The 12,251-nt window shown below is 33.6% G+C and carries 9 protein-coding genes; 7 read left to right on the top strand and 2 right to left on the bottom strand.

All coding sequences use genetic code 11. The features are described from left to right. Positions 1-409 precede the first annotated feature (409 nt). The 5 genes from GWR14_RS05700 to GWR14_RS05680 all read left to right on the top strand — a co-directional run bounded on the left by GWR14_RS05700 (position 410) and on the right by GWR14_RS05680 (position 6,308). A complete protein-coding gene (locus GWR14_RS05700; RefSeq protein WP_187356524.1) occupies positions 410-802 on the top strand; it encodes a plasmid mobilization protein in 393 nt (130 codons plus the stop codon). Then, entirely contained in the window at positions 787-2,091 is a 1,305-nt protein-coding gene (locus GWR14_RS05695) for a relaxase/mobilization nuclease domain-containing protein (protein WP_163408101.1), read from the top strand. Before GWR14_RS05700 ends, GWR14_RS05695 begins: the two co-directional genes overlap by 16 nt. Positions 2,092-2,108: 17 nt before the next feature. Then, positions 2,109-4,091 (top strand): conjugal transfer protein MobC, encoded by a 1,983-nt coding sequence (gene mobC, locus GWR14_RS05690; protein ID WP_163408100.1) that lies wholly within the window; start codon positions 2,109-2,111, stop codon positions 4,089-4,091. A 184-nt stretch (positions 4,092-4,275) separates the two neighbouring features. Then, positions 4,276-4,809, top strand: coding sequence for a DUF4062 domain-containing protein (locus tag GWR14_RS05685; protein WP_163408099.1), 534 nt, complete (start codon positions 4,276-4,278; stop codon positions 4,807-4,809). After that, complete coding sequence (locus GWR14_RS05680) at positions 4,806-6,308, top strand: RNA-binding domain-containing protein (RefSeq protein ID WP_163408098.1); 1,503 nt, start codon at positions 4,806-4,808, stop codon at positions 6,306-6,308. The genes GWR14_RS05685 and GWR14_RS05680 overlap by 4 nt, the downstream gene beginning before the upstream one ends. A 125-nt stretch (positions 6,309-6,433) precedes the next feature. Here GWR14_RS05680 and GWR14_RS05675 read toward each other — a convergent pair whose 3' ends face one another. Both GWR14_RS05675 and GWR14_RS05670 read right to left on the bottom strand, forming a co-directional pair. Beyond that, positions 6,434-8,431: a DUF262 domain-containing protein gene (locus tag GWR14_RS05675; RefSeq protein ID WP_163408097.1), complete on the bottom strand. Its 1,998-nt coding sequence runs from the start codon at positions 8,429-8,431 to the stop codon at positions 6,434-6,436. An 8-nt stretch (positions 8,432-8,439) separates the two neighbouring features. Continuing rightward, entirely contained in the window at positions 8,440-10,092 is a 1,653-nt protein-coding gene (locus GWR14_RS05670; protein ID WP_163408096.1) for a DUF262 domain-containing protein, read from the bottom strand. A 649-nt stretch (positions 10,093-10,741) separates the two neighbouring features. Between GWR14_RS05670 and GWR14_RS05665 the strand changes: the two genes are divergently transcribed. Beyond that, positions 10,742-11,128, top strand: a complete 387-nt coding sequence (locus tag GWR14_RS05665; RefSeq protein WP_163408095.1) for a single-stranded DNA-binding protein — start codon at positions 10,742-10,744, stop codon at positions 11,126-11,128. A gap of 31 nt (positions 11,129-11,159) precedes the next feature. After that, a complete protein-coding gene (locus tag GWR14_RS05660) occupies positions 11,160-12,221 on the top strand; it encodes a DUF932 domain-containing protein (RefSeq protein WP_163408094.1) in 1,062 nt (353 codons plus the stop codon). The last annotated feature ends 30 nt before the right edge of the window (positions 12,222-12,251 follow it).

Genomic DNA, 12,251 nt, shown 5'->3' with positions numbered 1-12,251 from the left:
AGTTTCAAATTATATGCAGTGTGCACTTTCTTTGAGTTCTAAAAATGAAATAGATTTTTTATGAAAAATCTAAAGTTTTAATGACTGTCTAAAGGTTTATCTAGTTCCAAGAACAAAACAGTTAACATTTCAAATTGTCCAAAAGAAGTAATAATTGGATATTTTAATTTTTAAAATCTTAAGAATACTAGAATGTCTAAAGAACATTTAAAAGTATCAGTAAGATTGCAACGTTCCTGCAACGGCCAGATGTCCGGTTGTTAAACAACCGATCTGGCTGCTCTACACTCGGAACTCGTGAGCAGTGAAACTACAAGGATAAAAAAGAGTTTGATAACAATGAAATGAAGCGCAGCAAATTCACGAATACCATAAAAACAATTTGAATTAATGAGTAAAAAGAGAGATGATGGAAAAAGAAAATTTAAACAGAACACGTATAGTCGGGTTACGATTTACACCCGAAGAGTATATGAAAATTGAGCGCAAATGGAAAGCCAGTACTTGCCGTAAGCTAAGTGACTACATTCGCAGACACTTATTTGACAAACCTGTTACGACTAAATTTCGCAACGAATCCCTTGACGAATTTATGCTGGAAATTATTCGTCTTCGAGGGGAACTAAGTGCCATTGGAAATAACTTTAACCAGGCAGTAAAAAAACTGCATACACTGAATCAGATTCCGGAATTTAAAGTATGGATTATTAGCGCTGAACTGGATAAAAAAAAACTCTTGGAGAAGGTTGAAGAAATCAAGCAATACATACAGCAAATTTCACTAAGATGGTTGCGATCATAAAAACCGGACATTCGATACACAGTATTTTTAACTACAACGAAAACAAAGTAAAACAAGGAGTAGCAGAATGTATCGGCGAAGGAAATTATCCTTTGGATGTGGATAAAATGAGTGATACTATGAAACTAAACAGGTTTCTAAAACAAGCCGCTTTAAATGACAATGTAAAGCGTAACAGCGTACATATATCACTAAACTTTGATTCGTCTGAAAATTATTCAAAAGATAAACTGATGGAAGTCGCTAATTTATATATGGAAAAAATTGGTTTTGGAGAACAACCCTATCTGGTATACCAGCATCACGATTCCGGACATCCGCACATTCACATCACCTCCATCAAAGTTAGAGCTGACGGAAGCAGGATCGATATGCATAATATAGGCTGCAATCAATCTGAAACGGCACGAAAAGAAATCGAAAAATCCTTTGGACTCGTCGTAGCTGAGGGACGTACAAAGAATCAGAATATCGAACTTCAGCCTATTTCAAAAGGCAAAGTCAGATACGGAAGAATCCAGTCCAAAAAAGCAATTTCAAATGTATTGTCTCAGGTTCTTTCGTCTTATAAATTTGCCAGCCTTGCGGAGCTCAATGCCGTACTCAAACAATATAATATTTTGGCTGACCGGGGCAATGAAAATTCAAGAATATTTAAAGCTAAAGGACTAGTTTATCGCATACTTGATGAAAATGGTAAACCTATCGGAGTACCTATAAAAGCTAGTGACTTTTATTATAAACCAACTCTAAAGTTTTTAGAAGAAAAATTTAAATCCAATAGTGCCAATCAAATTTCAGATATCAGAAGGGTAAAAAATGCTATCGATATGGCTTTTTTGAGAACGGAAATATCGATTACAGACCTTGTGAAAATACTCGAAAAAGAGGGAATCAATACCGTTTTTAGAAAAAATGCAGAAGGATTGCTTTATGGGATTACCTATGTGGATCATACCACAAAATGTGTTTTTAACGGAAGTACACTTGGTAAACAATACAGTGCTAAAGCAATACAGGAACGTTGTGCATCCATTAATCCAACCGAGCAAAAAAATCCAAATTTGATTAGTAAAAAATTACACGAAATCACATTTGAAACACCGAAGTCAGAAATAGTTGCAGTACTGTTTGGAGATGATTTTAGGGATAACAAATATGTAGGATCCAGTACTATCATGAGCCAATTAGCAGAGATGATCACGCAAGCTGAACAGACAGCTAATTACCTTCCTTACGAGCTTAGAAACAAAAAGAAAAAAAGAAAAGGACAGTCTAATAATCGATAAAATTTAAAATTATGGCTATGCAGACAGGAGAAAACGAACAGGCGCTAAGAAAGGTCTTAGATATGACAAGACTAATTGGCATCATTATTTTAGTAATTCATTTTTATTATTACTGCTACGCTGCCTTTCAGCATTGGAATCTGGTTAGTGGGTTTAGTGATAAAATTATGGGTAATATCTACCAGACAGGATTATTCAGTGATTTTCATAAATCTAAACTTTTTGCGCTGGGATTTTTGATTATTTCCTTAATTGGTGTTAAAGGGCGAAAAGATGAAAAACTGAATTACAAAATAGCTTTCGCCTACATCATTACTGGTATTCTAATTTATTTTATAAGCGGCCTTTCACTATACCTTAAAATAGAACTGATGCTGGCAGCAATTACCTACATGACTCTAACGTCGAGCGGATTTCTTCTGATCCTTTCCGGCGGTACATTACTCTCGCGTATTATAAAAAACAGGCTCAACAGCAAAGATATTTTTAATAAAGAAAATGAAACTTTTCCTCAGGAAGAAAGACTTCTGGAAAATGAATATTCTATTAATCTGCCTGCCAAATATCATTTAAAGGATAAGTTACGGGACAGCTGGATAAATATTATTAATCCCTTTCGGGGATTGCTGGTTTCAGGTACTCCCGGATCCGGGAAATCTTATTTCGTTATACGCCATGTTATTACCCAGCACATACGGAAAAAATTCACCATGTTTGTCTATGATTTCAAGTTTGATGACCTGACTAGAATTGTCTACAATACCTGGCTTAAATACAAACATCTATACCCGAAATTACCTCAGTTTTATGTTATTAATTTTGATGACCTGACCAGAACCAACCGGTGTAATCCGTTAGAGCCGTCTGGTATGAGTGATATTACCGATGCCTCCGAATCAGCCCGGACTATTTTACTGGGACTCAACAGGGAATGGATCAAAAGACAGGGTGACTTTTTTGTAGAATCTCCGATTAATTTTCTTTCCGCCATAATATGGTATCTGCGGAAATACAAAGACGGCGAATTCTGTACACTTCCCCATGTAATTGAACTCATGCAGGAAGATTACGATAGTCTGTTTACTCTACTTAGAACCGAAAAAGAAATTGAGGTACTTATTAATCCCTTTGTGAATGCCTACCTGAATAATGTTATGGACCAATTAGAGGGACAAATTGCCTCGGCAAAAATCGCTATGGCAAGGCTTTCCTCACCACAATTGTATTATGTTTTGTCTGGCAGCGATTTCACATTGGACATCAATAATCCAGACGATCCCAAGATTGTATGTATGGGAAATAATCCGCAGAAAATCCAGATATATGGAGCTGTATTATCACTTTATGTAAACCGATTGGTAAAGCAGGTAAACCAAAAGAACAAACAGAAAAGCAGTTTGATATTCGATGAATTTCCAACTATTTATCTCAACAATATGGATAGTCTAATTGCAACTGCAAGAAGTAATAAAGTAGCAACCTGTTTGGGAATTCAGGATTTTAGCCAGCTGCGTAAAGATTATGGACGGGAACAGGCCGATGTGATTATGAATATTGTTGGGAACATAGTCAGCGGACAGGTTACCGGAGATACTGCTAAGCAATTATCAGAGCGTTTCGGCAAGATCATGCAGGACAGGGAAAGCCTTTCGATTAATAGTGGAGATACTTCAATCAGCCGTTCCAAACAGTTGGAATCAGCAGTACCTCCATCCAAAATTTCCGGACTTAGTTCCGGTGAATTCGTAGGTATGGTAGCCGATGATCCTGATTGCAAAATAGAACTTAAAACTTTTCATTCTGAAATAATAAATGACCATGAAGCACTGAAAAAAGAACAGGATAATTACATTGATATTCCTATCATTCGCAAAGTCGATAATGCAATGGTACAACGAAATTACCTACAGATAAAAAAAGATATCAAGGACATTATTTTTGCTGAAAAAGAAAGACTATTAAATGATCTTGAATTGAGCCATTTAGTCATTAAGAAGTGATACTCCCGATTAGAAATAATAAACATACTATGACTTTAGAACAGAATTGTTTGTGTAAGTAATATTAGCTTAAATTGTTATATTTACAATGCAGATGAATTATTTGTTTTGATTTAAATTTCGTTGATAGTAATCTTTTCTTTCTCTTGATCGAAATAAGAAATAAACAATAAAACTACCCCGAATGGTTAATAAGCTTAAAATAATGGTATCGTCAACAGTTTACGGATCTGAATCCGACCTTGACCAGATCAAATATATATTAGAAAATTTTGGTTATGAGGTAATCATGTCCAAAGAAGGTAATATCTATGTTCCGATTGGCAGTAATCCGGAAGCAGCTTGTCTTAAAGCTGTAGAAAATTGTGATTTGTTTTTAGGAATTATTTTTCCAAGGTATGGTTCCGGAATTACCCACAAGGAATTTGAGAAGGCTGTAGAACTTGATAAACCCCGATGGTTTGTAACTCATAAATATATTGAATATACACGAAAGTTAATGCATCAATTCATGCATGGAGAAGATGGAAAAAGAAATGGATTTGATATAAAATCAACTTCTGTTTTAGATAGTGTTAAGGTTGTAGATATGTATAATATTGCCAGAAAAGATTGGTGCCAGCCCTTTTTTAACACAAGTGAAATACACCTTTTCATTAGTACACAATTTCACGATATATCACTTAGAAAGAAAGAATTACAAAATAGAACAAAATGAACAACGAAGAACTTATAGAGAGCTTACTTAGACAAGGCAAAAGCGATCAACTCGAATTTCTAAAAGTTGTGAATAAGGAAACTATTGGTAAAACGATAGGTAGCTTTTTAAATAACGAGGGAGGTCAAGTACTAATTGGTATTGGAGAAAAAAAAGAAGTTCTTGGAGTTGAAAACCCAGAAAGATTACAATCAGAATTAACGGAATATTTGAACGCAGAAATAATTCCGGAATCACCCATTATGATATCAGTTGAACCTTTACAGAATAAAAAAATTATTTCGATCAAGGTATGGACCGGTTCTAAGCAACCTTATATTTTTAATGGTGGAATTTATTATCGAAAAGGCAGCCAGACAATCAAAGCGACATCAACCGAAATTTCAGAATTAATCCACAATCGGCAGTCCACAGAACTGCATTGGGAAAGACAATTAGCAATGGGTGTTGATCTCGAAGATCTGGACTTAGATGAAATACAGAAAACAATTAATGAAACAATAAATAAAACCAAACTAAAAGAATATAAAAAAGAGCCAATTGCTTTTTTAACTCATTTTGGGCTATATCAAAACGGAAGTTTTACCAATGCAGCTGTCATTCTTTTTGCAAAAAATCCAGCCAGGTTTATTCCGCAATCAAGGGTTAGAATTGCATTTTTGCAGGACGGTAAAACTGGGGACAAATTTCTTGATGATCAACTTTTGGAAGGTAACCTTTTTGAAAATATTGAATCAATACTGAAATTTTTGGAAAAGCATTTAACCACTTCAAGTAAATTTAATGATAACGATTGGAAGCGTAAAGACAATTATATATTTCCGATGTCTGCACTACGGGAAGGTATCATAAATGCATTAGTACATCGGGACTATTTTTCTATTTCCGGATCAGTTTCGATATTAATTTATAAGGATCGTTTAGAGATATCCAATTCCGGAAAATCTCCGTTAAAAGCTACAGAGCTTAAAAAAAATCATCTATCCATGCCTGTAAATCCGGATATTGCTCATATTATATTTCTGAGAGGTTTCATGGAAAAGATTGGAAGAGGTACTTTGAAGATATTAGATGCTTGTAAAGTAGCTGGTCTTGCAGAACCAGTATGGATAACTAATGAAACGGATGTTAGACTTACATTTTTTAATAATATTGATTCTTATCAAGATAATGCTAGTATTGGTAATCCTAATAAAGAACTTGAGGGAGCTACTGAGGGAGCTACTGAGGGAGCAATTGAGGGAGCAATTGAGGGAGCAATTGAGGGAGCAACTAAATCTTTGAAAATAAAACTTATACTTCTTTTAAAAGCAATTGCAGATAACGAAGGAAAAAGAATTCCTGATTATGAACAGATTACTAAGATAAATAAAAAAAGTATTGAACGTTATATCAGTCAGCTCCGGGATGCAGATTTGGTAGAATTTAAAGGAGATGCTCCTCAAACAGGCGGATATCATTTGACTACTGTTTTAAAAGAAAAAATCAAAGAGAAATAGTAAAGCGGCTCTAATTACACAGGTAATGGATAGGATGCTTTCATATAAGTTTCAACAACATACCAATTCTCTTAAATAAAAACGACACTCATATTGAGTGTCGTTCAGAACGTTCAGAACTATAATTACTTTATTAATTTACACTTTTTTGCTCCTTCTTTATTATTCGCTACTTTACTCTCAGGAATTAACCAACAGCATTCATCTTCTTTAATAGCGATATAATGTTTGTTGCTGTAATCAAGTAGTCCTTTTTCTTTGATTAACCTTATTTTCCAATTGGGCATATCGATGGGAATTTCGTAACCTTCTATAATTTCATCTAATCCTTTCTCTGTTAATTGTTGTAATAGCCCAATTAAATATTTCCTGAAATTGGCTTTGTAAGCAAAACTTTTTAAATCATAGATACTTCCAATCATACATCTTTTAGGCGCGTCAACAGCATATAGCCAAGATGTATCCCAATAATTATAAAAATGATTATCATCAATAGTGAATAAACCTCTTCTAAAGTCATTTGAAACATCATTATCATCACTTAAATAATGATCTAATACCTTTTCAATTTTAGATAATTTTTCTGAAGAAAAAGATTCAATGTTATTTTTATCAAATGCTATAGAATCTAATGCAATGGTAATTCTCCCTTTACAGAAATTTGTGTCTTCTGTTTTGAAAATGATTTCTTTATAACTATCATTAAAACAGATTATTTTTGACTTTGTAACTTCTTCCTTTACTTGGTCTTTAGCGAATTCAGATTTAATACTATTTTCTGAAATATACTTATAGATACCTATACCTTTGCTTCCAATTGATAATTCGTTTATTAATCGAATTGCTCCTGTAAAAGTTTCTGCACTGTCAATAGTTGAATTCACAACTATATTTCTCGCTACTCTAATCCAATCTGAGAAATTTGTAGAGTCTATTTCTCCATTATTTAGCAGATATTGGGTTTGGGCATAAAATAATACTATTTTCTGATATTCTATTTTATCCCCTTTTGCTATTGTATCAAAAAAGTTAATTTCATTATCTGAGTAACTCCAGAGATTGAAATTAAATTGTATTTTATCTTTTACACTTGAATATCCGTCAAGTGCTTCTTTCAAATAACAAAAAGAATTGAAGTCAAAATCTTCGGGTTGAATAACGTTTGGCTGGTTTAATATTTGTCTAATTCGTCTTTCTTTCGCATCTTTTTCTTTTTCAGATAAGGCTAGACAACTAAGTAAAATAGAACTAATAATTTTTATAGAGGGACTGTCTGTTAAATTCTCCCCATCCTTAACAGTCCAAAATAAATCGGCCCAAATGGTGTCTATTTTATGAGTAAATTTTTCAGTTGGATTTGTGATTTTTTCTTCCCAAAATTCTATTTTGATTTTATTCTCAAAGGAAGCCTTAAAGTTTTCAAAATCGGTAAGAGGTTTTCCTCTTGCATTCATCTTGATATATAAATCATCTGAAAGTCCAAAGTCTTTCAGTTCGATGTAATTAAATGTTATGCTATGATCTTCAGTAAATTTACGCCAAAAGTCTTTTATGTTTTCAAACTTTTTATCAGTTGCTTTTTGATGAATAGCATCTAACATAAAGAGCATTGCTTTTATTGTTGGGTCTTTTTTCCAGGACAGAAAAAACCAGGAAGAATCAATTATAGTTTTAGAAAACTGGTTATTTTTAGGAATACCATTTTTGTCATAATCGGTTTCTAACAGGTTCACGAAATTAATCCCTTTTTGTACCAGCTCAATACAGAATTCACGTGAACTTGTTCTAGTTTCGTATGTAAAATTTTCAAGTAAAACTTTGTCGGCCATCTTGTTTTCTTTGCAGGCAATATACCAATGCAAAAGAAAAAGGGTAGTTAAACGTTGCTGTCCATCCAACGGCTGCATACAATTATCAATAACACTTCCATAAATAAAATCTAATTCCAATGGTTTATTTAAGGATAGAGCATTAAATATCGTGTTTAAAAATCTTTGTCTTATTTCTGATTTGTCTTCTCTTCCCTGAGCATAATCTCTTTGAATAATAGGTATTTCTACTTTATGTAATTGTAGTAATTGCCAAAAAGACATTGTTTTTGAAGTTTCTATATCTGAATTCATCTTTTGCGCTATTTTTTAAAAATTTCTAAAGTTGTTAAAATGTCATTTAGGTATGCCTCTCTGTCCTCTTTTCCCCAAATACTCATCTGACTAACATCTTTGTTGTAAAACTTCATAAACACATTTTTGGTACACAAAGGAATAAATGTACCCGTTTTTTCACGCTCTATAATGGTACTTCGTTTTAGAGGAAAAACAGCGTTTTTGTAACTCCTGTTTGTTGCGGAATCTAATAACGTAAGATTCGATATATCATTAATATCAATTCCATCGGTAAAAACATCTGAAATTTCTTTTGCTGTTTTCAAAAAAGAATCTTTATCGTAATTAATCCATTCGGGTTTTATTTTTTCTTTTGGAACAAACTTTAAAGTATCTTTTAACCAGTCTTCCTGATGTTTCTCTGTAGATAATTTATCTGCAACTGCTGTTATATGCTCTACATCCCATTTTTCTTTTTTGTATCTGTCAAAAGGAAAACGATTAGTTTCGTTTTCATTATTTAGCATTGATTGTATATTATGGAGCAATAATATGTTTTTAATTTTCCATGTATCATTACCATATTCTAACTCATCAATGTCAATTGGTACTTTGGCTGTAATTTGAGCATTTAATTCTTTTAAAAATTCATTCTTAGATTTATTTTCATTCAATTTTAAAAGTTCCTTTATCTTGATTCCGTTGACAATAAGAAAACCTACTTTATGATATAGTTCTCTCTCAGAAAACCATTCTTCTAAAATTTGAAAATATTTTTTAACATCCAGCCAGTTAGCATTTATTTCTTTAGTTGTTTTTTTTACGAATTTGTCATTAAAGTATCTGAAAGTAAAATGTTCATCATCTTTATCTGTCTTATTTGACATTAAATCAAAAATAAATTCAATCCTTGTCGATAACTTGTTTTCTTTTTCGTTTATGAACCACCAGAAACTTTCATTTTGTAGACTGTACTCTATTTTATCCCATTCTGAAGCTATTTCTAATTGTCGCAATTTAATTTTTTCAGGGTCTATTTTGCTAAAATTTGAACTATTTAAAAATAATGCCTTGATTAGCTCTCCATTTGTCAAAGGGATTTTTCCACTATTAATTCTTGTAAAAATTGCTATAGAATCATCGCCAACAGATTCATACCAAATTACTTTTGTATGGTGTAGTATTTTTGATTCAAAGGAGGATATGTCAAAATTTGGTACTTGTCCCTGTTCATAAAACCATTTTGAAATTGTTTGGTAGGCTTCAGAAATAAAAAAGTAGTCAATATTAGAATCATCGATACATTTGTTCGAAAGTTTTGTTTTCAGGAAATCAGCCGAGCCTTCTCGTGTTTCGTAGTCTAAATCAAATAGTTTCCTTCTTCTCTCTTCGACATACCCCTGATTAAGATAATGCAGTATTAAATAGATCGTAGTTAATCGCTGCTGTCCATCTATAACTTCAAAAACACTTTCCTGTTTTTTTACTACAACAGGCTGTAAACAATACCATGTTTTATCACCCGTTTCCAATTCTTTAGGAGTGAAATTAGAAATGTCATTTAATAAATCTATTACTTCTCTGCTGGTCCATCTGTATCCTCTTTGATAAGATGGTATAAAAAAACTATCAGGAAGCAAATTCCCAATAGTCTTTAATTGTATGCTGTTTTGCTCCATTGCTATAATTTTACTGTATATGCTTATTTATTAAATATAATTTTCACTATCTGTTAAACTTCTCACAAACAAACCCTTACAGAACTTTTCATTGCTCAGTGAAACTTTACTATTCAAGGGGATCTTTCTGGAACAATTTAGATGTTTTTAAACTATAAATCTTACAAGTACAAAAAATATTTCTAATTTTTATATATGCGAATCTTTCAGCTATACCAATGAGCTGTTTCAAAATAAATTGCTGTAAAGCAGTAATACTTATTGACATTCCATCGTCCTTCCAGCTATTCCTATCATTGATTTTCTTCTAAATCTATTTGGATAGACGAGATAATTGAATCTTGTTTGAGATTCTATATTTTCATTTTTTTCTGATGATTTAAAACTCCATTATAAAGACACTTCAAAAATTTCACTTAAAGCTTTCACTCGAAACGGACTAAAAGGGCAGCTAAGATAGTGGCTCAAGCATGCTGCGTGCGCATAATGGCGGCGTTCCCCTTGCCACCCTTCGGGACTTATAGCACTTGCGCATCCTTAATCCACTGGCATCTTGCTTTCTTTTTTCCCGTTTTTTCTTTTGAAAACATTTTTTGTTAGGGCAGGATTAGAGAAAAGTAAACAGTAGTAATCTTTAAAAATTAAAATTATGGAAATCACAGGACGAGTAACAGCAGATGCATCAGTTCAAAAAGTGAACGGGGACAAACAAGTAGTCAATTTCAGTATTGCCATCAATGACACCTACAAGCCTAAAGGCAGTACAGAAGTAAAAGAAGTAACAACCTATATCAATTGTTCCTATTGGCTGAATGCCACAACAGCACAGTGGCTTAAAAAAGGAACTCTAGTACAGCTCTTTGGACGCATTGGTTTGAATGTGTACAATAACAGCGAAGGTGTAGCAGTGGGCACTTTGACCTTTCACACCAATAACATTAAAATTTTGGTTTTTCCTAAAAAAGAAGAAACAGCTAAAGCCAGTTCAACAGTAAAGGAAAAGAAAGCAAAAAAAGCACAGGACGTACCTTTTTAACAAACATAACAATAACTTAAAATTTAACATCATGGCACATAATATAAATTACAACGAGCAGTCAGGAAAACACAGTTTTTTCAGCACTAAACAAACAGCATGGCACAATTTAGGACAGATCATTACCGATTACCCAACAAGCGCCGAAGCTATTTTACACGCAGGTTTGGATTATGAAGTAGAAAAACGAAAGCTGTTTACACCCACTTCAGCCGAAATTATTTTGGATAATGAAAGCATTCACAATAAAATAGAAGTCCCGAATTATTTCAGTACGGTACGCACCGATAATGATGCCGTACTCGGTGTGGTAGGCAAAGATTACCAGATTGTACAAAACAGGGATGCCTTTTCTTTTTTTGACAGTATCGTAGGCGGTGACGGAATTTTATATGAAACCGCAGGGGCACTCGGAAAAGGAGAACGCATTTTTATAACAGCAAAACTGCCTGATTATATCAGGCTTGGTAACGATGATTTGATCGAAAAATACTTGTTCTTAACAACTTCCCATGACGGAAGCGGAAGCATTACAGCAGCATTCACACCCATACGAATAGTATGTAACAATACGCTTAATGCCGCTATGAACAACAAGACCAATACCGTTCGCATTCGTCATACTTCTAATGCTAAACAGCGTTTAGAACAGGCACACAAAGTAATGGGTATATCCGATATGCTCTCAGCACAGATGGAATCCATTTTTAACCATTGGACAAAAATCCGAATCACAGACAATGAAGTTAAAAAACTAATACAGTCTGCCCTTGTTCCGAGCAAAGAAGTGCTTAAAACCATACAAGATGGTAAAGAGGATGAACTTTCAACTTGTTTTACCAATATGGTTGATAGTGCTTTCGAGTATGCTATGAGCAACCCCACACAGCTTATGGACACCACTAAAGGAACTGTCTTTGGTGCGTACAACGCCGTAACGGGCTACTTCCAGAATATGAGAAATTACAAAGATGAAGAAGCCAAATTAACTTCTCTTTTGATGGGTGGCACAGCGCAGATTCGCACACAATCGGCTTTTAATCTTTGTGTGGATTTTGCAAGTAAAGGTTCGGATGCTTTGATTCTTAATTAACCAATCAGGAGAGGCAGTTTCTGCCTCTTC

This window comes from Flavobacterium ajazii, from assembly GCF_010614725.1.
GTDB lineage: Bacteria > Bacteroidota > Bacteroidia > Flavobacteriales > Flavobacteriaceae > Flavobacterium > Flavobacterium ajazii.
Note: the sequence above shows the minus strand (reverse complement) of the source record. Positions and strands in the feature narration are given on the sequence as shown.

What these genes read in the sequence shown, in the direction of transcription:
- GWR14_RS05700 (WP_187356524.1), top strand. Translation starts at nt 410, where the DNA reads ATGGAAAAAGAAAATTTAAACAGAACACGTATAGTCGGGTTACGATTT.
- GWR14_RS05695 (WP_163408101.1), top strand. Translation starts at nt 787, where the DNA reads ATGGTTGCGATCATAAAAACCGGACATTCGATACACAGTATTTTTAAC.
- mobC (WP_163408100.1), top strand. Translation starts at nt 2,109, where the DNA reads ATGCAGACAGGAGAAAACGAACAGGCGCTAAGAAAGGTCTTAGATATG.
- GWR14_RS05685 (WP_163408099.1), top strand. Translation starts at nt 4,276, where the DNA reads ATGGTTAATAAGCTTAAAATAATGGTATCGTCAACAGTTTACGGATCT.
- GWR14_RS05680 (WP_163408098.1), top strand. Translation starts at nt 4,806, where the DNA reads ATGAACAACGAAGAACTTATAGAGAGCTTACTTAGACAAGGCAAAAGC.
- GWR14_RS05675 (WP_163408097.1), bottom strand. Translation starts at nt 8,431, where the DNA reads ATGAATTCAGATATAGAAACTTCAAAAACAATGTCTTTTTGGCAATTA.
- GWR14_RS05670 (WP_163408096.1), bottom strand. Translation starts at nt 10,092, where the DNA reads ATGGAGCAAAACAGCATACAATTAAAGACTATTGGGAATTTGCTTCCT.
- GWR14_RS05665 (WP_163408095.1), top strand. Translation starts at nt 10,742, where the DNA reads ATGGAAATCACAGGACGAGTAACAGCAGATGCATCAGTTCAAAAAGTG.
- GWR14_RS05660 (WP_163408094.1), top strand. Translation starts at nt 11,160, where the DNA reads ATGGCACATAATATAAATTACAACGAGCAGTCAGGAAAACACAGTTTT.